Genomic DNA, 26854 nt, shown 5'->3' on the forward strand with positions numbered 1-26854 from the left:
TCCCCTCCGCAGCTGCACCCGGCAGCTATACGCTGCGCATGTCATATGACCTCGGCCCGCTGGCGGGAACCGTCGTGGGCGAGACGACGGTGCCGGTCGTGAAGTAGTCACTGCCCAGGGGGATCCGGGCAAAATGCAGGGGCGTTGTCTCCCGCTGCTCTTCATCTCAGTGTGCCTCGCCGGCTGTGCGGTCAGACCGACCGAGCCGACGATCTTTCATGCCGCCCGCGCCGGTGATGTGCGGGCGGTGCGCTTCTTCCTGCGCGAGACCGAGGTGGGCGCCGCCGACCGCTCGTGGCAGATGACGGCCCTCCACCACGCAGCCTGCGCCGACCAGACCGCTGTCGTCACTCTGCTCCTGCAACGCGGCGCCGACGTCAATGCGACCGATCGCGAAGGCCTCAGCCCGCTGCACTGGGCCGCGGCCCACGGCCGCGAGCGCACCGCCCAACTGCTGGTCGCCGCCGGGGCCGATGTGAACCTCCGCAGCAAGGAGGGGGTGCGCCCGCTGCACTGGGCGGCCCTGGGGGGCTCCGAGGCGATCGTGGCCCTGCTACTGGACAAGGGCGCCGACCCCAACGGCGGCGATATCGCTTTCAGCAAGACCACTCCCCTGCATCTGGCCGCCTGCTACAACCGCCTGGCCATCGCCCGCCTGCTGCTGGACCGCAAGGCGGATGTGAACGCCTGTGATGCCGCCGGCAACACGCCGCTGCACGAGGCGGCCGGCAACGGCTACGCCGACATGGCGCAACTGCTCCTGGCCCACGGCGCTCGCGTGGCTGCCTGCGCGGCCGATGCGGACGCGCTGGGGACACCCCTGCACGAAGCGGCATTCTACGGCCGCACGGACCTGGTCAAGCTGCTGCTCGCGGCGAGGGCGCCGGTGAATGCCCCCAACGTGCAGGGGGCGACGCCACTTGTGGCCGCCGCCGCGGGAGACCAACCGGAGACGGCCCAGGCGTTGCTGGACGCCGGCGCCCAGGTGAACGCGACTGACCACAACGGCGACACGGCGCTCTTCGCGGCGGCGGGGGCAGGGGACCCGGAGATCGTGGCGCTGCTGCTGCGTCACGGGGCTCGGGCTGACGTGACCGACCGGGCGGGAAGCACACCCCTGCAGGCAGGGGTCGAGAGCGGGCGCGCCGAGGTCGTGACCAAGCTGCTGCAGGCCGGCGCCAACCCCAACCGGATACTCTCCCCCACCTCTCGGACCATGGTCTTGCATGAAGCTGCCCGGCGCGGCTACACGGACATCGTGCAGGCGCTGCTGGAGCGCGGGGCGCAGGTGAACGCGCGCGATGGGCAGGGCCTGACGCCGCTGTACTGGGCGCGCACGAAGGGCTTCGACGAGACGGTCGCGGCGCTGGCGGCCCGCGGGGGGAAGCCATGAGGCGACGAGTGAGATGCTGCGTGGGCCTGCTCCTGGTCGCGGCGCTGGCGCTGTCCGGCTGCCGACCGCGCCCACGCGCGAGCCAGCCGGTCATGCCCCTCGTCGGCCCCGAGAGCGGGGAGGACATCAAGGCCTTCGCAGCGGCACTCAGCCGATCGAACTACACCAGAGCGGCCGAGCTGGCCCGGATCGGGCATGTCCTCAAGGAAAGGGACGAGTCGGGACGCACGCCTTTGCACCTGGTGACCGCGCGCAGCGGGCCCGATGGCGTGTGGCGCCCGGACGGCGACTACGAGGCCTACGGCCTGCGGGGGACGCCGCTGATGGCCCAGCACCCCATCTTCTTCCTGGCCGAGGACCTGATCGAGGCCGGCGCCGATCTGGAGGCGGTGGACAGCCAGGGCAACACGCCGCTGCTGGCGGCGGCACAGGTCGCCGGGGCGCAGATGGTCACGCTCCTGGTCAGCAAGGGCGCCAACGCGCGCGCCGCCAACAGCCAGGGACAGACGGGGCTCCACCTGGCGGCGTTTGCGGCCAGCGCCGACACGGTGCTCGCGTTGCTGGGGGGCAAGGCGGACGCCAACGGCGCCGACCACGAGGGCAACACGCCCCTGCATGTCGCGGCCCGCGAACCGTCCGAGGAGGTCATCAAGTACCTGCTGCAGGCCGGAGCACAGGTGAACGCGCGCAATGGGCAGGGAGAGACCCCGCTGCACGTGTGCGCGCGGACCTGGCACACGGTCACGGCCCGGGCGCTGCTGCAGGCCGGCGCCGATGTCAACGCCGGGGGACCCGGCGGGGCGACGCCGCTGCACGTGGCGGCGGCGAACGCTCAACTGGAAATGGCGCGGCTGCTGATCGAGCAGGGGGCGTCGCTGCAGGCGCGGGACGACCAGGGGAGGCGGCCGGCGCAAGTCGTGGCCGCGTCGGCCCGGCCGCAACTGGCGGCTCTGCTCGGGGGACAGCAGCAGACCCGCCGGACCCTTGACCCGGCCCTGGGGCAGCGCCTCTACGACGCTGCCGGCCATCGCGACACGGACACCGTCCGGGGGCTGATCGGTCAGGGGGCCGACCCGAACTGGACGGGCCCGGACGGCCGCACGCCCCTGCACCAAGCCGTGGAGTGGCAGGAGAAGCCCGAGACCACGAGACTGCTGCTGGACGCCGGGGCGAGCCCGGACGCGCGGGACGCCGGGCCCGGCAAGACAGCGCTGCACCTGGCTCTCGACAAGCGGCACCCGGAGGTGGCCAAGCTGCTGATCGTGCGCGGGGCCGACGTGAACGCCCGGGACCGCCGGGGGCGCACGCCGCTGCACATCGCGGCGGAGCAGGGCTATGCGGACGTGGCGAAGATGCTGCTGGACCGGGGCGCGCTGGTGGACGCGCGGACGAAGGACGACGGTGAGACGCCCCTGTGGCAGGCGCTGGCGCCGGGCGACCTCGCGACGGTGAAGCTGCTGGTGGACCGTGGCGCGGACGTGCGCGCGCACCCCTACCGCACGATCACGACGATGACGGAGTACACACACCAGCCGGAGATCAGGGCGCTCCTGGTCGCCCACGGAGCGCCGCCGGATAACTGACGCACCAGGTGAGACATACCGATGACCTTTGCACAACGCCTGCGGACGATCGTCCGCTCGTGGCTCCACGCCCGCCGCGGGCGCTCGACCGACACCGGGAAGCGCGTGGCGGCCATCGTCGCTGACATCGCGACCGCGGTGAACGAGGCCAAGCTTGCGGCCGCGCACGCGTCGGCCGAGGCCAAGCGCCTGGAGCGCACCCGCGAGCGGACCCGGACCGAGGCCGAGGAGTGGGCGCGACGGGCGACGGTGGCGCTGGGCAAGGAGCGCGACGACCTGGCGGCCGAGGCGGTCAAGCAGGAGGCCGCGCTGCGGCAGGCGGCCGAGGACCTGCAGCCGACCATCAAGGCCCTGCAGGAGCGTGCCACCGATCTGTATGCGCGGGTCCAGCCGCTCGAGACGCGACTGACGGAGGCGCGGCTACGACTGACGGAACTGCGGCTCCGCGAGGGTTCGCTGGAGGCGGCCCAGACCGTCCAGGGGGTGCAGGAGCAGTTGGCCGACCCCTGGCGCACCGGGAAGTTTGATGAGCTGGACCAAGCCATGGACCGCTGGGCGGCCGAGGTGGGAACGCGGGAGCTGATGGAACTCGATCCCATGCAGGCCAAGCTGCGCGTCGTGGACCGGCACCTGGCGGAGATCGAGCAGCGCCTGGCGCAACTGCGTCGGGCGGAGCAGAAGCCGTAGCGGCGCGATTCATCGCGCCCCCGGGGGGCGGGCGGTTACCAGGCGCGCCAATGCGCACCATCACGGGAGGGGCCACATGCTGGCCAGCCGAGGAGTCCATGTCGTGCTGGCGCTGGCAGTCGCCATCGTCACACTCTACGCCGGGAGAGCGCTCAGTCCGTGGCTATACGTGCCGGGACTGGTGCTGTTTGCGCTCCTGGCGATGTCAGCCACCGACCTCATCGAGACCATCGCGATCCAGCGTGCCTGGCGTGAACTGAAGCGCCACGAGCGTTTCGCGGAGCTACTGGCCGACGCGGACAGGCTACTGGCTGAGGACATGCCCGAGGAAGCCGAGGAGGCCTACCTGGCGGCCTCGGAGTTGCGCGATGACCCGGCCGTGGTGATTGTCCGGTACATGCAGATGGCGAACCGCTCGCGGGAGATGGGAGACTACAAGGAGGCCGGCAAGTGGCTCGAGCGGGCCAAGCGTATGACCAGGTCGTAGGTCGGCTGGCGGCCTGGGGGGCGCTGTTAGTGGAACGCTACCGCCCCGCGGCGCTGCGCGGGCTGCAGTGGGCCCGGGAGCGCTACCGGACGCTGCCGCCCTGGTGCCATCAGGCAGTGGCCACCGGGCAGCGACTGGGGGCGCGCGGTCTCGTGCTCGGCAAGCAGTGGCTGCTGGACTTCCCGGTGCATCCGGTGCGCACGCGGCGGCCCCTCGCGGCGGCGGCGCTGGCCTATGTCGCGCTCCTGGTGCTGTGCCTGGTGGCCTGGCAGAATGTGATGGTGGACGTCGAGACCAAGCCGGAGCAGAAGCCCTGGGAGAAGGAGATGGCCGAGGCGCCGGACCTGCCGACGAGCTACGACGTGAACCCCTTCATCCTGATGGCCGGCGACCGAGGCGGATGCCGCAGGCCGGACCAGGGCATGGTGGCCATACCGGCCGGAGCAGTGATCCTGGGGAGCGACGAGTACGACTTCGGCACCCAGGGCAATGAACTGCCACGCCACCGGGCGAAGGTGGCCGCCTTCGAGATGGACAGGACGGAAGTGACCAACGAGCAGTTCTACCGGTTCCTCCAGGCGACCGGGGGCGAGATGCCGAAGGCGTGGGGCGGCCGGCCCCCAACGGCAGCCATCGCCTGGCGCCCCGTCGTGGGCGTCCCCTTCGCCCAGGCGGAGGCCTACGCCGCGTGGGCCGGCAAGCGCCTGCCCACGGAGGCGGAATGGGTGCGGGCCGCACGTGGCGATACGCTGCGCACCTACCCGTTTGGCGACATCGAGCGGGACCGTGTGGCCTGCGGCTGGTGGCACATGCCCACCATCGCCGGCTCGATGGACGATGACCGCAGCCTCTATGGCGTGCGGGACATGACCGGCAATGCGGCCGAATGGACCAGCGACGTGTACCGCACCTTCCCGGGCAATCCGCAGCCCGTGCTCGACGAGACGCAGCGCGTAGTGAAGGGCAGCAGCTACTGGGGATCGGTGGACGAGGGCCGTTGTGCGGCGCGGGTGGGGGTGCCCCTGTCGGGGGAAGGCAAGCCCGTGGGCATCCGCTGCGTGCGCAGCCTGGCCCACTGAAGCAGACGGAGCGTAGCAGATGTCGGCAGCCATGCGAGCGATGGCAGCGTTCCTGGGCCTGGCGTGGGTGGTCGTGCTCCCGCTGTGGATGATCGGCGAGAGCATCCCGTCCACGCTGCGGTCCGAACGCGTGCGCGCGGCCGACTGGCAACGGGCCATGCAGGCCGAGATGGACCTGCCGCACCGTTGGCAGTCCGGTCATGGCCGCCCGCCCCTGCTGCCCGTGGATGGCAAGCTGTCGTGCCGGGGCTCCCAGGTACTGCTGACAGGCACCGCGCTCGTCCCGGGGACGTTCCGCACCGACAGCATCGCGCTGGCGGTGGCGGGGCCGGGGGACCCCGAGGCCCCCTATGTTCCCCCCCGGCCGCCGCTGATCCCCTTCCTGGGGCCGCCGCCCGAGAAGATCATCCCCACCCAGGTCCTGGAGCTGTGTTGCGGCATACAGCAACCCGGAGAGGCGCAGCGCCAGGGCCTCCGCGTCCGCTATGCGAAGTACGAACTGACGGTGTTCGGCGCCGATGCCGAGACGCCGCTGTTCCCCCCGGCCAACGTCTGGCATAGCGGGATGGATGACGCAGCGCCGGTGCTCGCGCTGGCAGTGCAGGACAACCACGTACAGGTGCGGCTCAATGGCCGCCTGGAGTTGGACTTCCACACGACGGCGCCGCTGCCGGGCGCGGTGGGAGTGACAGCCCGCGACGGGGCGCTACTGCTGGGCCGGATCGAGGTGACGCGCCCCCGCTAAGATGCGCACCCGCAGCCGCCTGGCCATTGCACTCGGCAGTATCCTCTGGCTCCTGGGCCTGTCATGCCTGATCGTCTGGCACCAGATCTGGGCGCCCGTCTTCGCCGCCCCCGGGCAGACGACGAGCACTGTCACCCCCTACTACGCAAACGACCCCGGCGGCTCGTTCCGCGACGACTTCGATGCCAATGAGCCCCTGGAGCGCCGGGAGGTGGACATCGTCCACCCGCGGCACGGCCCCTTCGCCTGCGAAGCCGATACTCCGGGCGGCGGGCAGGCGCGGCTGACGGGCGGGGCCCTGATGGCCGCCACCCGGCCCGTGCAGGACGGGACCGTGTCGGTGCGGTTCAGCCACCCCGACGGCGGCGACCCGACGGCCGGCGTCTTCGTCACCGTCTTCGGCCGCGTGCAGGAGGAGACGCAGCCGACGCGGCGCGACCTGCTCCCCTACCAGACCGGCTACGCCTTCGAGTGGGACATGCACGATGGGCGCCAGCGACTGTGGGCGGGCAACACGCTCCTGGCCGAGCGCCCGGCCCCCGGTGACAGCCATCCGCACAGTCTCGCCCTGGTCATGCAGGGCGCTGCGCTCGAGGGCCTGGTGGATGGCGCTGTGGCCCTGCAGGCCAGCGACAGCCGCTACCAGACCGGCCTGGTCGGGTTCGGGGGCCACGGGCGGCTGCCGATCGTCTTCACGCGGTTCGAGCTGGCGCGGCCGGGCCAGGGCGGCCCCAAGCCACCGGTGGATGTGGGGGCGCCCTTCGGCCTCACCGAGGCTTTCAACGGCCTGGGCGACGAGCCGGAACAGGACAGGAACAAGGAGACGTACTCGTACGGCAGCTCGGGCAAGCCGATTGTCTACAGGCCCTGGTATGCTGTGCACGGGAGCTACGGCCAGAATGTGCGCCGCCGCCGCGACGGCGTGAATCAGGTGGTATTGGCCGAGTGCTTCTATCTGCCGATTGACAGCAAGCACGCCCGGACCTGCACCGTCACGGCCTCCTGCGGCCGCATCCGCCTGATGCCCCGCGAGCAGGCCTACACGCCATCCCTCGAGCACGCCACCGTCAGCACGTTACTGGTGAGGGTCCAGTCCGCCGATGCGCCCCTGGCGGGGTGTTACGGTCTGGACTACGACTGGCAGCAGCAGAGGCTGCGGCTCTTCCGGTCGGACGCCACCGGCCCGCCGTCGCGGGAGCGCTGGCCGCGGCGGACGCCGACACGGCGCGTGGAACTGAAGGCCGCCCGGGTAGCGCCTGCGGTGGACCCGGCGCTGCTGGTGCTGTCGGTCCAGGGCACGACGATCAGCGGCGGCGTCCAGGGGCAGCCGCTGCTCACAGCAGTGGACGCAACGTACGCGCAGGGCTACGTGGGCTTCGGCGCCGCCGAAGACACCACGGCGGTGTTCGACTGGGTGAGGATGACGGGGGAGTAGCGCGAGAGGGTGCACCACGCCATGAGTGACGACCAGCCGACGTACACGACGCTGGATGGCTCGCTGATCCGCGAGATCATTCGCCCCGAGCGGCAGGGCAGCCGCCACCTGAGCCTGGCCGAGGCCACGATCGCGCCCGGCCAGTCCACGACGCGCCACCGCCACCGGCAGTCCGAGGAGGTCTACTTCGTGCTAAGCGGCGAGGGGATCGTCGAGGTGGCCGCGCGGCAGCAGCCGGTGCAGACGGGCGACGCGGTGCTCATCCCCCCCGGCGCCGAGCACCGCGCCACCTGCCTGAGCAACACCCCCCTCCGCCTCCTGTGCCTCTGCAGCCCGCCCTACCAGCACGAGGACACGGAGCTGACGGAGGGAGTCGTGGTGTAGCGGGACGGGGAGTTAAGTATGGTGTCCCCGAGATTCCGGGATTCCCGAGATGCCTGATCTCCGGGATCAGACATGACGGGTGCGTTCGAATGGGCGCAGGTTAGCCCGGGTGGGAGGGTCCTCGTGTCTACACGCGAAGCCATTGCCGCCATACGCAAGCGTATGGAGAGACTACAACCGGTGGTTCTCCTGTGGCAAGATAGCCAGCACGAACAGGCGTCGGCCTGGGCGGACGTGTGTCCCCTTGATGACAGTACCGTAGCTCTGGCACCGATCCGCGGGACCAAAGGCATTCCGGGTGGCGTCTTCCAGGCCCGAGTCGTGTTCACAGTACCCCACTCATCAACCGTCATGGAGATTGCGGGGACAGCTTCTCGCGAGGAACTGCCGCCCTTGCACACCGGACTGACGAAGGCCCTCTCAATGGGGTCACACGGCGGCCCGTGGTCTCGAGACGTCGGCCTGTCTGAGGCAGTGAGAATGGTAGTCGATGGCGCACGGGAGTGCGCTATTGGCGCCTGTCCGCCTTCGCACTTGGCCGAACTGGGTCTGCGCGTACCCTTCAGCCTCCCGTTCACCGATGCAGCCTCACTGGACACGGCTTCGCGTCTGCTGGAGGAGACGCTGTACGATCCGTGCTGGATCGACCATGATGAGAGTCAGCAGCAAGTGCGACTGAAGCTCTGGGAGGTGGACGCCGGAATATGCCGCCACGGTATGTGTGCTGCCGTGCCCTGGGAACTGGAGATCAACTCAGTCGTATCGTTGCGAGTCCGCGATGAGACAGCTCTCGGTATGGTCGACTTCTGGGGCATGACCTATACCTCACGTTCCCAGGTCATGCGTTTCCGGCGTAGACCTAGGTTTGGCCTGACCACTTGGAGGTATCCGCTTGTGGAACTGCGGGTAGCAGGGCTTGAGGGCGCTGTGCGCTCCTGCGGTCAAGCCACATGGGCGTGGGCGGAGAGCGACAGGGCGCGATCGCGGTAGCAGAGAGCGATGGCCTCAACCTGCCAGAGCGGGAACGCCTGTGACAGGCTCTACGCCGTGACGGCCACTGCGTCCAGCGACTACTTGCGGGACTACCGCCCGCCCGGCAACCAGCGTTGACGCAGTTGGGGGACGCCATACTTGACTCGCGCCGTCGGGGCAGGGGCATGCGAGGGCCGAACACCGCGCCACCTGCCTGAGCAGCACCCCGCTCCGCCTCCTATGCCTCTGCAGCCCACCCTACCAGCACGAGGACACGGAGTTGACGGACGAGGTTGTGGCGTAGGGGGAGTTAAGTATGGTGTTCCCGAAATAGAGGAGGCGTGGCGTGACATCGAAGGAGCGCGTGCTGCGTAGCATTCGCCACGAAGCGGTGGACCGGACGCCCTATTACTACCTGGGGGGCCGCGTGGATGCGGCGCTGGCTCAGCGTCTGGGGGTGGCGGCGGGGGACAGCGAGGCATTGCTGCGATGCCTGGGCGCCGATGTGCGGTATGTGTGGCCGCGGCTGGTCCAGGCTCCCGGTGAAGTGCGGTACGGGTACAACTGCGGGGCCGTGCATGCCCGGCTGCACAACCAGCCGGGGGGACAGGGGCCAGCCATCTACCCCGTCGGCACGGCGCAGAACGTCGCGGACCTCGACCAGTGGCGCTGGCCCGACCCGGACTGGTTCGACTACGACGTTCCTGCCGACGTGGCCGCCGCCTGGCGCGACCAGGCGGTGGTGGCCTATGACATGGGCATCCTCTTCCTGTTCGCCATGGGCGTGCGCGGCCTGGAGCAGCTCATGATGGACATGGCGTGCGAGCCTGATCTGGCGCACGAGGTGTTCCGGCGCATCGCGGAGTTCAACCTGGAGCGCACGCGGCGCTTCCTGACGGCGAATGCCGGGCTGATTGACATCCTGGGGCTGGGCGACGATGTGGCCGGCCAGGGCGGCATGGTCATCAGCCCGGCCATGTGGCGGGAGTACATGAAGCCCCACCTGCAGCGAATGGTTGACCTGTGCCGCGAGTTCGCGGTCATCCCCTACTTCCACGGGTGCGGGGGCTTCCGCGACCTGTACCCGGACTTCATCGAGATGGGCATCGCGTGCACGGGCAGGCTGCAGACCGAGGCCAGGGGGAACGACCTGGGGGACGTCAAGCGCCGGTTCGGGCGGGACCTGTGCCTGTGGGGCGGCATTGACGGGCAGCAGGTGACGGTGCGAGGCACGCCCGATGAGGTGCGCGACCACGTGCGAGCGGTGCTGCGCATCGGGGCGCCCGGCGGCGGCTTTGTCGCGGGCCCCACCCACAGCTTCACCGAGGACACCCCGATCGAGAACATCGTGGCGGTGTACGAGGTCCTGCGCCAGGCGGCTGAGTGAGCACCGCCGGGACGCGCCGTCGGTACGCAGCCAGTTATCCCCAGACCGGCCATGCTTGGAAGGTAAACATACCCTCTTAGGCGAATGCCACCAGTAGCAGTGGGTGCCAAGCGTCGTCGCCCTCGCCGTTGCCATCTCGTTCGCAGCGCTCACACGTCCGGGCACTTGCTGCCATGTTCCCGTTTGGGAGGTGTTCGGCATGCCACGGATGCGCGTGCCTCGCCCTTGCTGGGTATCTCTCGTCTCTGCCGCCCTGACTGTGCTGTTGCTCTCCGCTTCATGTGTGACTTCCCAGCCGCAGCAGGCGATTGCCTTCACCAGCTACCGCGACGGCAACGGGGAGATCTACCGCATGACCGGCAGCGGTGAGGCTCAGACGCGCCTCACCTCCGATCCCGCCGAGGACCGCATGCCCAGGTGGTCGCCGGACGGCCGGACGATATTGTTCGTCTCGGCGCGGGACGGCAACACCGAGCTCTACTCGATGCGCGCCGACGGCGGCGAGCCGACCAACCTCACCCGCAACGCCGCCAATGACGACAGCCCGGCGTGGTCGCCGGATGGCTCCCGGATCGTCTTCGTGCGCTGGACGGCCGCAGGCAAATGGGACGTCTGGGTCATGGACGCAAGCGGCGGGGAGCAGCGTCAACTCACCCGCAGTCCCGAGGACGACATGTGTCCGGCCTGGTCGCCGGACAGCCAGTGGCTCGTGTACATGGGCAGCCAGGGGGGGCGCTTCCAGATCTTCAGGGTGCGAGCCGATGGCGAGATGCTCACGCAACTGACCCGCGAGGCGCCGGGCGCGGTGGATCCCGATTGGTCGGCGGATGGTGACTGGATCGCCTTCATGAGCGACCGCACTGGGGACTGCGAGATCTACAAGATGCGCCCTGACGGCTCAGCCCAGACGCGCCTCACCCACGCTCAGGGGATCGACCGCTACCCGCTGTGGTCGCCCGACGGAGTTGAGATCGCCTTTGTGAGTCAGCGCGACGGCAACAAGGAGATCTACAGCGTCCGCGCCGACGGCAGTGGCGAGAAGAACCTGACCAACAACCCGAAGGATGATTGGGACCAGGAGTGGTCCGCCAACAGCGAGTACCTCCTCTTCGTCACTGCCCGCGACGGCGCCGACGAGGTCTACGCCATGGACCGCTATGGCGCGCGGGTGCAGGCGATCTCGCGACATGAGGCGGGCGATGCGATCCCGCACCTGGGGCCGCCCCTCGCCGCCCCCCCGCCGCCGGTGGCGCAGCCGCAGCCCGGCCGAGGCATCATCGCCTTCAGCCGCGGCGGGCAGGTCTTCCTGATCAACCCCGATGGCAGCAACATGCGCCGTGTCGAGGGTATCGGGAACCTACAGGGGCTTTGGGCAGGACCCCGCCTGTCACCGGACGGACAGGCGGTGGCCTACGCCCGCGTCACCGATCCTGCTCGGAACCGGTTCCTGACGGATCTGTTTGTCTACTATCTGCCCAGCGGGCCCGAGGTGCCGGTAACGCGAATGCCCAGCGCCTACGGGAACATCTCGTGGAGCCCGGACGGAAGGCGACTGCTTGCCTGGTCGAACAGGGACCCCAACAACGACTTCAGCCTGGCCACTCACTGGTGGTTCCCGTTGGACGGTTCCCCCCGGGCAAAGCTACCCGCCCTGTACCCCGGGGACCGGTACTTCAGCTCCCAGTACGCCGACCTGTCACGCGACGGGCAGTGGGTTGCATATCTGCACGGATCCCAGGCCTCGGCCGCGAGGCTGGACGGAAGCAGGGCGCACCGCCTCTATGACCACAGCCAATCCCCCTGGGACTATGGGGACAGGACGCTATGCTTCAGCCCGGACGGAACCCAGATCGCGTTCCTGCGCTTCCCCGGCAAAGACCCTGATGCCTGGGGGCCCAGCCCACTGCGCGACGGCACTAAGACGGCGCTGAAGCATGAGTTGTGTCTGGTACCTGCGACCGGCGGTGTACCGCGGATCGTTGCTCAGGGGCTGGAGATCACCTTCGGCTGTACCGTCTCCTGGTCACCCGATGGCAGCGAGATCCTGATGGTGTGTGGGCTGGTCTCCGACCCGAACGACCGGTACGCCCTGCACATTGTCAACTTGGAGACCCGTCGCGTGCGCAAGCTGGTGACAGAGCCCGTCAACCAGCCGATTGTCTCGGCCGACTGGCGGTAGAACATCAATTCGGGGACACCATACCTAACTCGCGCCGTCCGGGCAGGGGCACCGCGGTAGCCGAGGACCGCGTGGTCTATCCGGGAGTTAAGTATGGTGTCCCCGAAATAGACCTACCCGCCGGGGAGGGCATAGCTCCAGAGGTGGGAGCCGATCGCGAAGTAGATGTGGTCGCCTACGAGGGCCGTGCCGCCGGTGATGGTCGCGGGCGGGGCGGCCAGCTTCTCGACCGCAAACCCCCGCTGTGTCACCCGTACCACTCCCCCACTCAGCACCGTGAGCAGGTGACCCTGGCCGTCCGGGAGCAGCGCGCTGCCAAACACCGCGCCCCCGCAGTCGGGCAGAGCCTGCGACCGGACCACCCTCTTCTCCTTCGGGTCGAACACGAAGAACGTGGCCGGGCTGGCCAGGCCGTAGACGAGGCCGTCGCTGCTGGCGTGCAGGGCCGCGATGCTGCTAGAACCGGGCACCGGCACGAGTTGGTACGCGACCTGCTTCGTCGGCCAGTCCAGGACGAAGAGCACGCCCTCCTTCGCGGCGGCGACGGTGCCGTGGCCGCCGGCGACAGTCGTGCCGCAGATCACGTTGCCATCGGGCAGGGCCGCCATCGCCGCCACGCTGTGGTCGGGGATGAGCTGTTTGTGGGTCAGCAACTGGCTCTCGTTGGTCTCCAGGTTGTAGAGGCCGATGCCCCCGCCCAGGTAGCCGTAGCCCGGCTCGCCGGACATCAGCAGGTGCTTGCCGTCGGGGTAGGCCAGGGCGCCGACGGGGACGTTAATGTCCGGGGCGTACTGCTTAAGCAGGCGGGGGTTGTCCGTCGCTGCCGTGCCGGGCCCGGTCCACGGCTGGCGGGTGTCGTACAGCCACAGCTTCCCGCCGGTGTATTCGTTGCCCATCACGTATGGGCCCTGGAAGGCAATGGATTTCCAGGCCTGGTGGCCGGGCTTGACCTCCAGCTTCTGGGTGCGCGGATCGAACGTGCAGGCGAAGGACGGGTGGGCCGAGGAGCCGTAGACGAGGCCATCCGGCCCGCCGGCGAGCACCCGGAGGTGCGTGCCCTCCGACTGGTAGTCGAAGGTGATCTTCCTGACGGTCTTGGCTTGCGTGTCCTCGACTTCCAGCCACTTCTGCTCAAGGTCATAGGCGCGGACGCGACGGCCGTCGGGCAGGTTGCTCAGGAGGGTGCCCCAGCCGATGTTGTGGACTGCCGCGCGGGGGCCCATCTGCTCCTTGGTGATGGGCGTGGCCTGGCCCCCGAAGAGCTGGAAGTGACTGTCCTTGAACTCGCCGTAAGCCTTGCCGTCGGCGCCGGGGTAGACGACGGCGGTGCCGATCTGGCGGTCGGCTTCGGGGATGAGCTGCCGCCGCTCGCCGGTGGCCGGGTTGAAGGCGACGATGTTGTGCCGGGCGGTGCCGATGCCCGCGTACACCCAGCCGGCGCTATCCACCGCCAGGTGCGAGGGGTACTGCTGCACCGGGTCGAGACGGCCGCAGTCCTTGATTTCGCGCGTCTTGGGGTCGAAGCAGATCAGGTGACAGCCGGAGCAACTGCCCGCATAGACGCAGCCATCGGGGCCTTCTGTGAAGCCCAGGTAGCACTGGCCGGCGACGGGGGCGGCGTGGAAGGTGAACTCGCGGGTGGCGAGGTCGAGCTCCAGGAACGTCGCCCCCTCACAGGTGTAGAACTTGCCGTTGCTGCCCAGGAGCGAGCCGTAGGGCGGGGAGTTGGGGGTGCCCTCGGGCATGAACACCTGGGTGGTCACGCCGGTGTCGAGGTCGATGACCAGCACCCAGGGACGAGGGCTGAGGTCGAGGCTGCAGGCGACGGCGACGTGTTTGCCGTCGGGCGTGCGGGTGGCGACGACCCCGCGCCGCTCGGCGAGCGGAACCGCCGCGCCGTGATCCATGAAGCCTGTCTGGGCGAAAACGCCCGTTGCGGCCGCACTCAGCGCGAGCATCGCCATCGTGATCGTCCCCCGTAGCGAGGTGGACATGGTTGCACGTCACCTCCGTCAGTGACCGACGCGGCGAGTGTCTCAGCCGTCGCGGCGCAGCACCCGGCCGAAGTGCCCGGCGGCGGTCACGTCGTTGTCGACCGCCACCTGCCCGTTGACGAGGACGAAGGGCATGCCGGTGGGGTACTGGTGGGCGTTGGTGAAGGCCGCGTTGTCGGCGACCGTGGCCGGGTCGAAGATGACGAGGTCGGCGAAGTAGCCGGGGCGCAGCCAACCGCGGTCGCGCAGCCCGTAGCGCCGAGCGGGCTTGGAGGTCATCTTCTCGACCGCCTCGCCCAGGGACATGAGCCGCTCTTCGCGGACGTACTTGCCCAGCACGCGAGGGTAGGTGCCGTAGTTGCGCGGGTGGGTGGCATAGCGGCCGAAGACCTCCAGGTGGGCATCGGTGCCAACCATCACGAGCGGGTGCGCCAGGATGGTCTTCAGGTTGTCCTCGCTCATGGTGAAGCCCACCGCGCCGATGGCGTTCTCGGCATTGCGGCGCTCGATCTCCAGGGAGACATCAATGGCTTCGGCGCCCCACTGCGCCATGAGGTCCGCCACGGTCTTGCCGTCCACCTCCGGGTCGGGCTGCTTGAGGGAGGTGAACATGAGCTTGTCGGGGCCGCCGTACTGGGCCAGCAGGCTCGCGATCTCCTGGCGGAAGTGCTCGATGACGTCCGGGTCCTTCAGGTGCTCGCGCCCCCCGCGCTGCTGTGCCTCCTCGTAGCACCAGCGGTTCATGATGTTGGTGGAGCCACCGTGCCAGCCGATGTACGGATAGCGGTCGGCGGCCACGTCGAGGCCGCGCGCCACGGCGTCCTCCATCATCTCCAGGACGAGGTCGAGCTTGTCCCAGAAGGCGGGCCCGTCGGTCTTCAGATGCGAGATCTGCACGGCGATGCCGGTCTGGTGGGCGACCTCGATGGCCTCGGCCACCGCCTGGAGCAACCCCTTGCCCTCGGAGCGGATGTGGCTGGCGTAGATAGCCCCGGCGTCCGCGGCCGGGCGCGTCACGTCCACGATCTCCTCAAACGTCTCGTGGCGCTGGGCATAGCCGACCGTGATGCCGATGGCGCCCTCCTCCAGCCCCTGCCGCACCATGTCCTGCATGGCCACCGTCTGCTCGTAGGTCGGCCACGGGCTCTCGCTGCCCTCCATCGCCACGCGCCGGATCGTGTGGTGGCCGACCAGCATGGCATAGTTGCTCTTGAAGCCCTCGCGCTCGACCTTGGCCAGGTGCTCGCCCACCGGCCAGCCGGAGCCGCCGCAGTTGCCCGCGATGACGGTGGTGATGCCCTGGCGGAGCAGGTTGTCGGAGTGCAGGATGTCCTTGTCCACATCCACATGGCAGTGGGTATGGGGGTCAATGAAGCCCGGGCAGACGGCCAGTCCGGTGGCGTCAAGGGTGCGCGGCGCCACGGCCTGCGACAGGTCGCCCACAGCCTTCACGCGGTCCCCCGCCACGCCGACATCAGCGCGGAAGCCCTCGCTCCCACTCCCGTCATAGACCGTCCCGCCGGTGATGATGAGATCGAGATCCATGTCCATACTCCCTCTAATTCGGGGACACCATACTTAACTCGTCCGGCCTGCGGTCTCTACAGGAACCCGACGCCGCGGCCCTCCAGCAGGCCCCGCAGTTCCTCCCCGGGCAGGTCTCCGGGCATCGCCCCTGTCCGCGCGGCCCAGGCGGCGGCCAGGCCGGCGGCCTGGCCCATCGCCATGCACGTGCCGGTGACGCGGTAGGAGGCGTGGGCCTCGTGGCTGCCGGAGATGCAGCGGCCGGCGAAGAGCAGGCCCTGCACGTTCTCGGGCAGCAGGCAGCGGTACGGGATCTCGTAGGCCTGCATCGGTGCGCCATGGCCCGAGGGGACGCCGGCGCCGGGGGCGGGCTCGTGGACGTCCACCCCGAAGGCGCAGCACGTCACGGCATCGGGGAAGCGCCGCCCGGCGGCCAGATCATCCAGCGTCAGGCGATAGCGCCCACACAGGCGACGGGTCTCACGCAGGCCGAGGGTGGGGGCGGTGCGGACCAGGCGGACGCCCTCGAGCCCTGGCACGTGGCGCAGTGCCGTGACCAGGTCGTACGCCTGCCGGCGGGCCGTGACGATCCCCTCCGTCACATCGCGCGGGTTCAGCCCGTTGAGGCGGTAGACGTGGGTGGCCTGCACCATGGCGCTGCCGGGGCGGGGCATGGTGATGATGGCCGGGGCGTAGTTGACGCGACCGATGGGCAACTCAACGCCGAGGTCGTATGCGGCGATGGCCTGCGCCAGTTGGTCGTACGTCTCCTCGGTCGCCCCCTGCTCATAGCCGCCGAGGCCCTCGATCTCGAACATCAGCGTCATGGGCTGCATGAGGCCATCGGAGAGGCGGCCCAGTTCGTAGGGCACGCCGGCGCGGGCGGCCACATCGCCGTCGCCCGTGCAGTCCACCACGACCGAGGCCAGGACAGCCTCGCGCCCCGCCTTGCTCTCGATGATGACGCCCCGGACCGCGCCCTCGGTGACGATGGGCTCGGTCATCAGCACATGGTACCAGAAGGTCGCCCCTGCCTCGGCGAACATCGTCTCCAGCAGGCGCACCATGGCCTCGGTGTCGAAGGTGGCGCGCCAGGCGTGGTGATGCCAGGCGCCCTCGGTCTGCAGGCGCTCGACCAGCTCGGCCACGAGCCAGCCCTTCTTGCGGAACTCGAAGAAGGGATTGACCAGGCCGGCGGTCCACATGCCGCCGAGCATCCCGTGACGCTCGAGCAGCAGCGTGCGCGCCCCCTCACGGGCGGCCGCGAGCGCCGCGCCCACGCCGGCCGGCCCTCCCCCCACGACCAGCACGTCCACCTCGGCCACGACGGGCGTGTCGCGCGGGGGCTCCGTGACGATGTCGCGCCCTGTGCCCAGGCGAAGGGCTCGGGGCTGCTCCTGGTGCAGACGAGGGTTGCTGTCAGTCATCGCTCGGCTCGCTACTTGATGTCGAAGTAGAGGCTGCGGCTCACGGCCTGATCGCTCTTGGGCACCGTGACGCCGTGGTTGCGCGGGTCGCTGACCTTCTTGCCCTGATAGGTCATCGTGACGTACAGGGCGCTGAAGTTGTCGTAGCCCCCGGCAGCGAGCGGCGCCGAGACGAACTCCACCGTGTTGAGGCGCCGCAGCGCCGTGGCCGGCACTTCCAGGCTGAAGTTCTGGCGTTCCTTCGCATCGGCAGGGAGCGTGCCGATCTCCTGGCCATTCACCTTGACGAGGTTGGCGGCCTGGACCCCGAACAGCATCATGCTCAGCTTGGCCGGGGCCGTGGCCGCGAAGGGCTCCTCCCGACCGGTGAGGACGAGGAAGGGCTGGCGCTCGACCATCGGCTCGCCAGGGCCGTGCAGCGTCAGGACGAAGTCGTGGACGCCATCCACCAGCGCGGGCAGCTTGAGCGCACAACTGAACCTCCGCGTCAGGCCGTCGGGCCGGAAGTCCGTCACGGCCTGCTTCGCCTCACCCAGGCTCACGTCCACCGAGGTGACTTCGCTTTTCAGGTCCAGAAAGCGCACGTCGCAGGCGGCCTCGTCCCTGAGGGTGGCGGAACGCGCGGGGGAGACGACCGTCACCGGGTAGCGCTCGGCCCAGTCGCCCATCACGTCCTCGAAGCCATCGGGGGTGATCTTCACGAGGTGGTACGCCATCGCGTTGGGGGCGAAACTGCTGCCGTGCCAGGCGTAGCTGACCGCCCCGCCCTCGGTCTCCATGCCGCCGGCGAAGGGCACGCGACTGAGGCTGTGTCCGTGCCCGCACAGCGCCATGATGACCTTCCGCCCCTGCAGGAGCTGCTCCACTTCCGGCTTCTGGGCGAGCGTGAAGAACTCCTCGTGAATCATCATCACCAGCGGTGTCGCCATGTCCACATGCGGCAGGTAAGCTTTGAGCCACGCCATGCACTCCTGGGGGATCTCGTACGCCACCTTGCCGCTGCTGACGTCGGTGCCGTCCATAGCGATGAAGCCGACCCCAGCGTAGTTGAAGGCATAGTGCATCGGGCCGAACAGCCGCCGGTAAATGCCCTTGCCCCAGTCGGGCTCGGTGCGGGGCCCATCCAGGCTGCCCGCCCCGGCGTGCTCGTGGTTGCCGGGCAGGTTGAACAGCGGCATCTTCAGGGGCGCGACCATCTGCTGATAGAGCTTCAGGCGACGCTCACCCTCGGGCAGCGGGCATCCGGTGGTGTCCACGGCCAGATCGCCCGTGTGCACGACGAAGGCCAGCGGCACGGGCAACTCGTTGAGGGTCTTGACGTACTGGGCCATCTGCGCCGCGGCGCTGTCCTGGATGTGCAGGTCCGTGCCATGCACGAAGTAGAACGGCGTCTTCTGCTCCTGCCGCACGAGGGGGAAGTCGGCCTGTTCCGCGCCAGTGGGGACATTGCGGTAGAAACCGGCCGCGGGCCACGTGCCGGTGGGGTTGACCACGAAGACGACCTGCGGACCGTCGGGGGACTGGAGCTGGTAGGCGCCGTCCGCGCCGGGGGCGACGATGGCGATGCCGTCGCTCACCAGCACACCGGCGGCGGGGGGCTCGCCGGCCTGGTACTGGCCGTCACCGTTGGCGTCGAGGAAGACGTGGCCGGAGATCGTGCCGGCGTAGACGAAGGCGGACAGGAACACCAGTAGCAGGGGAAGTGTCAGTCGGCGCATGGGGTGTACCTCAGCGTGTAGATGGCGCTGTCTTCGCCCCGGCGGGTGCGAATCCCTCGCCGCGCAGGATTCCTCGGCCCCGGCCGGGAAGCCACAGGGGTGACCCTCGACGAGCGATTGCGCGCGGCGGAGCGGCGCCTGGGCAAGCGGATCGTGCTGCGCGGGGTGCGCGACCCGGACCCGCAGTGGCGCGGCCGCCTGACCGAGCGCCCATCACACTTCCTGCTGGAATACCGCGACGCCACCGTCGGCTTCTTCTGGCACCACGACATCATCCGCGAGCTGCTCGACCTGCTGGAACAGGGGGAGACGGCGGCAGTGTTGAGGGATGAGGAGTAGGATGGCGGGATGGGGAGATGGGGAGATGGTCGCGTGGGCGCGCGTGTCCCCACGCGCGCAAATGCGTTCGCGGACAGCTGCGGCTCTGGAGAGCCGCGCTCCAGAGGCCCCCTCTCCCCCGCCTCCCTGGCAGGACAGCGGTATGGCACGACACACGAAACCCGACCTATGACCAGAGCTTACCTGAAGTACAGTCTCCTCCTGATCGGCATCATCGCCGTCGCCATTCCTGTCGCCTGCCTGTCGCAGCAGCGAGTGCTGGTGCGCGTCAACGACCAGCCGATCACCGAGGAGGACCTGCAGCGGGAGTTGGTGGTGCAGGAGGGCGCCAAGCTACTGCTGGAGATGATTGACACGCAACTGATCCTGCAGGCTGCGCGGCAGGCCAATGTGTCCATCACCGAGCCGGAGCTGGACATGAAGGAGCAGCAGGCCATCGCGCGCATTGGCTCGGAGCGGGACTTCGCCGAGGAGCTGCGCAAGAACCGCCGCACCAAGGCGGAGTTCCGGCAGGAACTGGCGGCCGAGGCGTTACTGGAGCGCCTGGCGATGGCCAACCACCCCCTCGACGACACAGACCTGCGGCGCTACTACGAGGCCCACAAGTCGGAGTTCTCCTACCCCGAGCAGGTGCGCCTGCGCCTGATGCTGTTCCGCGACAAGGCCAGCGCCGACGCCGTGGCAACGGCCCTCCGTGACCCGCAGGCGGACTTTGCCGGCCTAGCCAAGGCGTTCTCGGAGGACCCCGCCACCAAGGACGACGGGGGGGACACCGGCTTCGTGAGCCGCGGCGATTTCGCCAAGCCCATCAGCGACCGCGCCTTCGCGATGCAGCCCGGACAGATCAGTGCAGTGCTCCAGGTGCCGGACGGTTGGGCGATCATCAAGCTGGAGGCGAAGCGGCCGGCGGGGGCGCAGTCGTTCGCCAGCGTCCGGGAGACGCTGAGGGCGCGGGTGCAGGTCGAGCAGTTGGAGCAGGCCACGACGGACTGGCTGGACCGCGCTCGCTCCCGCGCGCAGATCACGATCCCCGACCCCTTCCTGGCCACGCGCGTGCAGGGCCTGATCGCGATCCATACTCCGTTCCAGCCCAGCAACCTGGTGCCCGACATCCCGATGGCGCCAAGATAGCGAGACACGGGGGGCCGGAGCGCCGGCGGCGCCGCCCGGCCCCGCGACCACGCCATCCAGGAGACAGCCATGAGCCCCTCTGCCGCGACGCTGCTGCTGGTTTGGGCCGTGCTACTGCTCGGCAACCTGGCCGCCGCCGAAGACCAGGTGCTGTATGGCTTTGAGGAGGGCTTCCAGGCGGCGAAGCTCCCGGCCCGCGGGGTGCAGGTGGAGCGGGTCAGTCGCGACGGCCACGGCGCCCTGCGGCTGACCACCGGGCACGCCCAGGACTGGCCGGGGATTGACCTGCCGGCGGCCTTCGGCCCGTGGGACCTGAGCAAGCACGAGTACGTCGCCGTGGATGTCCGCAATGTGGGGACCAACGCCGTGACGGTGTGCTGCCGGGTGGACAACATGGGGGCCGACGGCATCCGCAACTGCCTCACCAAGCAGCTCACGCTCAAAGCCGGGGAACAGGGCACAGTCCAGGTCCCGCTCAGCCGCCTGGCGCCGGGGATGGAGCAGATCAAGCTCTTCGGGATGCGCGGGCTGCCGTGGGCGATGGCGACGGACAAGGTCATCAACCCCGCCGAGGTCGTCAACCTCGTGATCTTCGTGCCCAAGCCGCAGGAAGACCACGCCTTCGAGATCAGCAACGTGCGCGCCGGGGGGACGTACCAGGCTCCGGCCGAGATCGGTCTGGACGCCGCCACGTTCTTCCCCTTCATTGACGAGTTCGGCCAGTACATCCATCGCGACTGGCCCGGCAAGACCCACGCCCCAGAGGACTTCGCCGCCCGTCGCCTGGCCGAGGCGGCCGACTTACAGGCCCGCCCCGGCCCCGAGGGCTGGGATCAGTACGGCGGCTGGCAGAGCGGGCCGCAGCTGGAGGCCACCGGCTTCTTCCGCACGGTGAAGCACCAGGGCAAGTGGTGGCTGGTGGACCCCGAGGGGCGGCTGTTCTGGGCCCACGGCGTGGACTGCGTGACCCCCTATGAGGGCGGAACGCCCCTGGACGAGCGCGACAACTGGTTCCGCAACCTGCCTGCCGCCGACGGGGAGTTCAAGGCCTGCTACGGCAAGACCTGGCGCGTCGTGCACGGCACCTACACCGGCAAGCAACCCCGCACGTTCGACTTCGCCCGCGCCAATCTCATGCGCAAGTACGGCGCGGACTTCATGCCCGCCTTCGCCGATGTCAGCCACCGCCGCCTGCGCAGTTGGGGCCTCAACACCATCGCCAACTGGTCGGACGCAACCATATACCTGCAGCGCAAGACGCCGTACACCGTCAACCTCGGGTTCAGCTCCAAGCAACTGGAGGGGAGCCAGGGCTACTGGGGCAAGTTCCGTGATGTGTTCGACCCGAGCTTCGCCGACGCCCTCGCCAAGGCCATGGCCGGGCAGGTCGGCAAGTCCGCCGACGACCCGTGGTGCCTGGGCTACTTCGTGGACAACGAGCTAGGCTGGGGCGATGAGACCTCCCTGGCTCTGGGGGCGCTGCTGTCGCCGCCGGAGCAGGCCGCCAAGCAGGCGTTCATCGCCGACCTGCGGGCCAAGTACGACGATATCGCGCAGCTCAATGCCGCCTGGGGCACGACCCACGCCTCGTGGGAGGCGCTGCTGCAGTTCCGCGGCGTCCCGGACAAGACGAAAGCCGGCGCCGACCTGAAAGCCTTCTACACCCGCACGGCGGAGACGTACTTCAAGACGATCCGCGATGGCATCAAGGCAGTCGCACCGCATCAGCTCTACCTGGGCTGCCGATTCGCGTGGGTCAATGACCGCGCGGCGGCGGCAGCAGCTAAGTACTGCGATGTCGTGTGCTGCAACCTGTATCGTCCCTCGGTGGCTGACTTCAAGCCCGCCGGCGGCGCCGACGTGCCGCTGATCATCGGCGAGTTCCACTTCGGGGCGCTGGACCGGGGGATGTTCCATACCGGGCTGGTGCCGGTGGCGAACCAGGAAGCACGGGCCAAGGCGTACCGCGAGTACGTGCAGGGCGCGTTGCGCAACCCGTACTTCGTGGGCAGCGGCTGGTTCAAGTACATGGACGAAGCGACGACCGGCCGGCCGCTGGATGAGGAGAACTACCAGATCGGCTTCGTGGACTGCTGCGACACGCCGTACGGCGAGACAATCGCGGCGGTGCGCGAGGTGGGATACGGGATGTACCAGTACCGGTTCGAGGGGCGATGAGTCGCCCCTCCGGGGCTCACACGGCAAGGCAAGGGGGGGGGAGGCCGTGGGACGGGGGCTTCCGCCCCCGCCGAGGTTGAGCCGCGCCTCCGGCGCTGGACGGCCACGGCGCTGGACGACCACGGCGCACGACGACACGGCCACGGCGGCCACGGCTCGCCTCCGATGCGAGGCGGATGGTGTGTGCGAGGCCCGGAGGGCCGACTCAGACTAGGCGGGGGCGGAAGCCCCCGTCCCGGCGCGCATCTGCCCTTCCCTCCGGCCGAAGCCCCGGAGGGGCGACGGTTGATGTCATCAACCTGCCTACTGGAGGCACACGGTGAGGGCTTACTTGCTGCCGCTGTTGATGCTGGGCGCCGCGCACCTGGCGCACGCGGAGACGCTCATCTCGCTGGACTTCGAACAGTCCACGGACGTGAAGGCCTACCCGGTGCTGAGCTTCAGCGGGTCAGTCACGGGTGAGGTGGTGCCCGGCGGTCCGGACGGCAAGGGCCAGTGCCTGAAGTTCACCAACGCCAAGCCCGACAAGTACTGCCAGGCCAGCATCAAGCTCGATCGTCCCATGGTCAAGGACCTGGCGATCTCCTTCGACCACCGTGAGGTCATCGAGGAGGGCAAGAAGCCCAACTACCTGGGGATCATCTTCGACGGCCCCGGAAGCAGCCAGTGGTTCAGCAGCGACAAGTTCACCGACCAGTGGCGGCATGTCGAGGTGTCGCCGGCGGACCTGGAGTCGCCGACCAAGACGACACTGACGCTGGAGACGCTGCTCTCGCGGGTCAACCTGTATGGCCGGGCCGACAACGAGACCCAGGCGATCATGACGGTGTGGCTGGACAACATCCGCATCCATACCGATCCGCGCCCCGCGCAACTGTCCGACCGTGTGCGCACCTCGTATACGGCCGCGCCGTTCTTCCACTGGGCGCGCAACATGGGCCCGGTGCGCCTGGAGTACTCGCCGGACCCGGCCTTCCCGGCGGCCCAGACCACGACGGTGGAGACGAGCCGCAACTGGGTGGTGCCCGACAAGGCGCTGGCGCCCGGCGACTGGTACTGGCGCGTCCATCGCGACAGTCCCCTGGCTTCCAGCGTCACCCCGGCTGAGAAGATCGTCATTCCCGCCGAGGCGCACCGGTACATCGGCCCGCCCATCCCCTTCGCGGAGCTGAACCGGCGGGGCTATCCGCGCCTGATTGGCGGCGGCCTGGCGCCGGAAGCGGAGCGCGCGTCGCTGATCAGCCAGGCGAGGTCATCCTACCGGCAGGGCATCCCCGACGACCCGCCGGCCTACGCCCCCGGCAACCCCGACTGGCCGACCTGGATTGACTGGTACGGCAAGGTGCATGGGGGCATCACCTCCCGCACCGGCGGGAGGCTGCAGCAGATGGCCGAGTTGTATGTGCGCACGCGTGACCCCCAAGTGCGCGACTGGCTCAAGGAGATGGCGCTGAAGGCGGCGACGTGGGACCCGCTGGGCGGCAGCTCCATCAAGGGCGGCGACATCGGCTTCCAGCACCTGCTGCGGGGCCTGAACTGGGCCTACGACGCGCTGCATGACGACCTGACGGACGAGGAGCGTGGGAAGCTGCGCGGGGTGCTCATCCGCCGGGCCGAGCTGTTCAGCAACTACCTGAACCCCTTCCGCGTCGGCGGACGCGAGTACAACAACCACGCCTGGCTCTGCGCGCTCGCGCTCGGGGAGAGCGGCCTGCTCCTGACCGGCGAATATGAGCCGGCGACGAACTGGGCCCAGTACGCCTACGACCTGTACTGCGGCCTGTTCCTGTGCGGGCTCGGCTACCAGGGCGACAACAACGAAGGCATCGGCTACTGGGGCTATGGCCTCAGCTTCGTCATCAAGTATGCCGACATGATGAAGCAGGTCTGCAACATTGACCTGTTCCAGCACCCGTGGCTGTACCAGACGGGCCGCTTCCCGATGTACACCTGCCCGCCCGGCGCGTGGGCCGTGTCCTTCGCCGACACCGCCAAGCCCAACCACAGCGTGTTCGGCCCGGCCATGACCTCACAGGTCAGAGAGCTGGCGCTGCGCACGAAGGACCCGTACGCGCTGTGGTATGCCGGCGGCACGGCCGCCGAGGCGGGCTTTGAGCCCAAGCCGCCGCTCGACCTGCCGCAGTCCATCTTCTACCGTTTCATCGGCTGGGGTGTGTTCAACACCTCGCTGCTCAGCGGCGCCGACGGCGTCACGGTCGCCATGCACAGTGGCCCCTTCTGGGCCGGGCACCAGCACGAGGACCAGAACGCCTTCGTCATCCACGCCTACGGCGAGAAGCTGGCGATTGACTCGGGCTACTACGACTGGTATGGCAGCCCGCACTTCACGAACTACTCGACACTCACGCGCGCCCATAACGCCATCCTTGTCAACGGCCAGGACCAGAAGTCGCGCCGTCCCGGCTGCGACGGCGTGGTGCGGGAGTGGTTCGACAGCCCTGCCTTCGGGGCCATGCTGGGCGACGCCTCCGACCCGGACCTGTATGAGGGGGCGCTGAAGCGGTGGGACCGCCGCATCCTGTTCATCAAGCCGGGGTTCGTGATCGTGCACGATGTGCTGGGCGCGAGCCAGGGCCCCGCGCAGTATGACTGGCTGCTCCACACCGTCGCGCCGATCGAGACCGACGCGAAGAGCCAGTCGTTCAGCTTCACCAGCGGCCAGGCCGGCCTCAGCGGCCGGTTCATCGCCCCGACGGATGTGGACCTGAAGGTCGTCGCGGGCTATCCGGTGGAGCCGGTGGACGGCTACAGCACGCGCCCCGTGCCGCCCGAGAAGTACTCACACGAATGGACGCTGTGGGCCACGCCGCGGGAGAAGCGCCAGGCCGAGGACTTCCTGGCCGTCATGCAGGTTCGCGAGGCGGGGGAAGCGGCCGCGAAGCTGGAACCGCTGGCTGTGCGCAACGGCCTGGGCGGGCGTATCACCGCGGGGAAGGAGACGACGGAGGTGCTGGTTCGTGCGCGCGAGGCGCAGGGCCCAATGGCCTCCACCGGGGTGACGGCGAACGCCGCGGCGGCCGTCGTCACCGTGGCGGCCCAGGGCCGGCCGGTGCAGGCGTTCTGCGGCGGCGGCACGCTGCTCAAGAGCGCCGGCATCAGCCTCGTCGAGGCCGACCAGCCTGTGGACTTTGCCTGGGTGGACAACACGCTGGGAGAGATCATCACCCTCCGCGCGGACAAGCCCGCGCGCCTGCTGACGATGCTCAACCTGCGCGGCGAGCCGGACCTCACCCGGGCCCCCGGGGTGAAGATCAGACCCGTCAAGGGCCTGTGGGAGTTGCAGGTCCCGGCCGGCGAGCACCAGATCATCTGGCCGGCTGCCACGACGAAGGCTGCCCGGCCCGCCGGGGTGAAGCTCACCCACTATCCGCTGCCGGTCGGCACGGAGGCGACGCACTACTGGTGGGGCGTGTGGGAGGCGCCGGCGCAGGGCCACTACGAGATGAGCCTCCGGAGCGTCACGCCGCCAACGAGCCTGACGCTGGACGGCAAGCCGGTGGGCCTCAGCGGCGGCACGCGCCGCTGGCTGCAGGCGGGGCGGCACGCGGTGCTGCTGAGCGGCCCCGACGTCGCGCCGGACTTGAGGCTTACCCCCCTCCCGACCGAGTTGCTGCCGGCCACGATGCTGCCGGTGGAGTACGCCCCGCCCGCCGGGGCCCTGGTCATCGAGGCTGAGAAGCCGGCCAGCGAGGGGCAAGTCAAGGGGCAGGTCATGGAGAAAGTAGGGGCCAGCGGGAAGCTCGCGCACTGCGTGTGGGACACCGAAGGTCAGTGGGCGACGTGGGAGTGCACCGTCCCGCGCGAGGGCGACTACCGGCTGCTCGTCCGCGGCTGCAGCGAACAGCCGGAGGTGCTGCGGTCGCTGCAAGTGGACCAGGTGCTGTATGACCTGCGCCTCAGCGGCACCGGCGGCTGGTCGCGGACGACCAGCGACTGGCGGTACTTCGCCCTGCCAGCGAAGCTGCACCTGAAGCCCGGCGCGCACACGCTGAGGCTGGAGGCGCTGAGCGGCTCGATGAACCTGGATTGCTTCGTCCTGGAGCCGCAGTAGAGCCGTCGGCTGTGGGGCCCGCCGCACACGACGTGGCACCCACGGCCTGTTCCCATGCTTGTACGAACCTCAGCAACAGCGCCACAGGGCAACGTGCCGTGGTCGGCGTCGTCGGAGCGCGGCTCTCCAGAGCCGCACAG

Annotated in this window: 18 protein-coding genes; 14 read left to right on the forward strand and 4 right to left on the reverse strand. The window is 69.2% G+C overall.

Annotated elements, in window-relative coordinates; all coding sequences use genetic code 11:
• The first annotated feature begins 133 nt into the window (after positions 1-133).
• The 10 genes from LLH23_01805 (at position 134) to LLH23_01850 (ending at position 12331) form a co-directional block, all read left to right on the forward strand.
• On the forward strand, positions 134-1393 hold the full coding sequence (locus LLH23_01805; GenBank protein ID MCE5237210.1) for an ankyrin repeat domain-containing protein: 1260 nt from the start codon (positions 134-136) through the stop codon (positions 1391-1393).
• An 8-nt stretch (positions 1394-1401) separates the two neighbouring features.
• Positions 1402-2976, forward strand: a complete 1575-nt coding sequence (locus LLH23_01810) for an ankyrin repeat domain-containing protein (GenBank protein ID MCE5237211.1) — start codon at positions 1402-1404, stop codon at positions 2974-2976.
• Between the two features lie 21 nt (positions 2977-2997).
• Positions 2998-3663, forward strand: a complete 666-nt coding sequence (locus LLH23_01815) for a PspA/IM30 family protein (protein MCE5237212.1) — start codon at positions 2998-3000, stop codon at positions 3661-3663.
• Positions 3664-3739: 76 nt separating this feature from the next.
• Positions 3740-4150, forward strand: a complete 411-nt coding sequence (locus LLH23_01820; GenBank protein MCE5237213.1) for a hypothetical protein — start codon at positions 3740-3742, stop codon at positions 4148-4150.
• Positions 4114-5229, forward strand: coding sequence for a formylglycine-generating enzyme family protein (locus LLH23_01825; GenBank protein ID MCE5237214.1), 1116 nt, complete (start codon positions 4114-4116; stop codon positions 5227-5229). Before LLH23_01820 ends, LLH23_01825 begins: the two co-directional genes overlap by 37 nt.
• Positions 5230-5260: 31 nt before the next feature.
• Positions 5261-5974, forward strand: coding sequence for a hypothetical protein (locus tag LLH23_01830; protein MCE5237215.1), 714 nt, complete (start codon positions 5261-5263; stop codon positions 5972-5974).
• 1 nt (position 5975) lies between these two features.
• A complete protein-coding gene (locus tag LLH23_01835; GenBank protein MCE5237216.1) occupies positions 5976-7409 on the forward strand; it encodes a hypothetical protein in 1434 nt (477 codons plus the stop codon).
• A 21-nt stretch (positions 7410-7430) separates the two neighbouring features.
• Positions 7431-7793, forward strand: coding sequence for a cupin domain-containing protein (locus tag LLH23_01840; GenBank protein MCE5237217.1), 363 nt, complete (start codon positions 7431-7433; stop codon positions 7791-7793).
• A gap of 1318 nt (positions 7794-9111) precedes the next feature.
• Positions 9112-10152 (forward strand): hypothetical protein, encoded by a 1041-nt coding sequence (locus LLH23_01845; protein ID MCE5237218.1) that lies wholly within the window; start codon positions 9112-9114, stop codon positions 10150-10152.
• A 199-nt stretch (positions 10153-10351) separates the two neighbouring features.
• Positions 10352-12331: a hypothetical protein gene (locus LLH23_01850; GenBank protein ID MCE5237219.1), complete on the forward strand. Its 1980-nt coding sequence runs from the start codon at positions 10352-10354 to the stop codon at positions 12329-12331.
• A gap of 113 nt (positions 12332-12444) precedes the next feature.
• Here LLH23_01850 and LLH23_01855 read toward each other — a convergent pair whose 3' ends face one another.
• Genes LLH23_01855 through LLH23_01870 form a run of 4 tightly spaced genes read right to left on the reverse strand, consistent with a single transcriptional unit; the run spans position 12445 to position 18994 of the window.
• The gene (locus LLH23_01855) at positions 12445-14325 is read right to left on the reverse strand and encodes a hypothetical protein (protein MCE5237220.1); all 1881 of its coding nucleotides are present in this window, start codon (positions 14323-14325) and stop codon (positions 12445-12447) included.
• A 42-nt stretch (positions 14326-14367) separates the two neighbouring features.
• Entirely contained in the window at positions 14368-15870 is a 1503-nt protein-coding gene (locus LLH23_01860; protein MCE5237221.1) for an amidohydrolase family protein, read from the reverse strand.
• A 56-nt stretch (positions 15871-15926) separates the two neighbouring features.
• Entirely contained in the window at positions 15927-17276 is a 1350-nt protein-coding gene (locus LLH23_01865; protein MCE5237222.1) for an FAD-dependent oxidoreductase, read from the reverse strand.
• A gap of 11 nt (positions 17277-17287) precedes the next feature.
• The gene (locus LLH23_01870) at positions 17288-18994 is read right to left on the reverse strand and encodes a metallophosphoesterase (protein MCE5237223.1); all 1707 of its coding nucleotides are present in this window, start codon (positions 18992-18994) and stop codon (positions 17288-17290) included.
• A 99-nt stretch (positions 18995-19093) separates the two neighbouring features.
• On the opposite strand from LLH23_01870, the gene LLH23_01875 reads away from it, so the two are divergent.
• The 4 genes from LLH23_01875 to LLH23_01890 all read left to right on the forward strand — a co-directional run bounded on the left by LLH23_01875 (position 19094) and on the right by LLH23_01890 (position 26714).
• A complete protein-coding gene (locus LLH23_01875; protein ID MCE5237224.1) occupies positions 19094-19333 on the forward strand; it encodes a hypothetical protein in 240 nt (79 codons plus the stop codon).
• A 168-nt stretch (positions 19334-19501) separates the two neighbouring features.
• Entirely contained in the window at positions 19502-20464 is a 963-nt protein-coding gene (locus LLH23_01880) for a peptidyl-prolyl cis-trans isomerase (GenBank protein MCE5237225.1), read from the forward strand.
• A 69-nt stretch (positions 20465-20533) separates the two neighbouring features.
• Positions 20534-22642, forward strand: a complete 2109-nt coding sequence (locus LLH23_01885) for a beta-agarase (GenBank protein MCE5237226.1) — start codon at positions 20534-20536, stop codon at positions 22640-22642.
• Between the two features lie 319 nt (positions 22643-22961).
• Positions 22962-26714, forward strand: coding sequence for a DUF4962 domain-containing protein (locus LLH23_01890; protein ID MCE5237227.1), 3753 nt, complete (start codon positions 22962-22964; stop codon positions 26712-26714).
• Positions 26715-26854: the final 140 nt, after the last annotated feature.

The sequence above is a fragment of the bacterium genome (genome assembly GCA_021372615.1).
In the GTDB taxonomy this organism is placed as follows: Bacteria; Armatimonadota; Zipacnadia; order Zipacnadales; family UBA11051; genus JAJFUB01.

Bases quoted from the DNA above. Each gene is read 5' to 3' on its own strand.
- LLH23_01885 (MCE5237226.1), top strand. From the start codon at position 20,534: ATGAGCCCCTCTGCCGCGACGCTGCTGCTGGTTTGGGCCGTGCTACTG.
- LLH23_01865 (MCE5237222.1), bottom strand. From the start codon at position 17,276: ATGACTGACAGCAACCCTCGTCTGCACCAGGAGCAGCCCCGAGCCCTT.
- LLH23_01805 (MCE5237210.1), top strand. From the start codon at position 134: ATGCAGGGGCGTTGTCTCCCGCTGCTCTTCATCTCAGTGTGCCTCGCC.
- LLH23_01830 (MCE5237215.1), top strand. From the start codon at position 5,261: ATGCGAGCGATGGCAGCGTTCCTGGGCCTGGCGTGGGTGGTCGTGCTC.
- LLH23_01860 (MCE5237221.1), bottom strand. From the start codon at position 15,870: ATGGATCTCGATCTCATCATCACCGGCGGGACGGTCTATGACGGGAGT.
- LLH23_01840 (MCE5237217.1), top strand. From the start codon at position 7,431: ATGAGTGACGACCAGCCGACGTACACGACGCTGGATGGCTCGCTGATC.
- LLH23_01855 (MCE5237220.1), bottom strand. From the start codon at position 14,325: ATGTCCACCTCGCTACGGGGGACGATCACGATGGCGATGCTCGCGCTG.
- LLH23_01820 (MCE5237213.1), top strand. From the start codon at position 3,740: ATGCTGGCCAGCCGAGGAGTCCATGTCGTGCTGGCGCTGGCAGTCGCC.
- LLH23_01870 (MCE5237223.1), bottom strand. From the start codon at position 18,994: ATGCGCCGACTGACACTTCCCCTGCTACTGGTGTTCCTGTCCGCCTTC.
- LLH23_01850 (MCE5237219.1), top strand. From the start codon at position 10,352: ATGCCACGGATGCGCGTGCCTCGCCCTTGCTGGGTATCTCTCGTCTCT.
- LLH23_01815 (MCE5237212.1), top strand. From the start codon at position 2,998: ATGACCTTTGCACAACGCCTGCGGACGATCGTCCGCTCGTGGCTCCAC.
- LLH23_01835 (MCE5237216.1), top strand. From the start codon at position 5,976: ATGCGCACCCGCAGCCGCCTGGCCATTGCACTCGGCAGTATCCTCTGG.
- LLH23_01880 (MCE5237225.1), top strand. From the start codon at position 19,502: ATGACCAGAGCTTACCTGAAGTACAGTCTCCTCCTGATCGGCATCATC.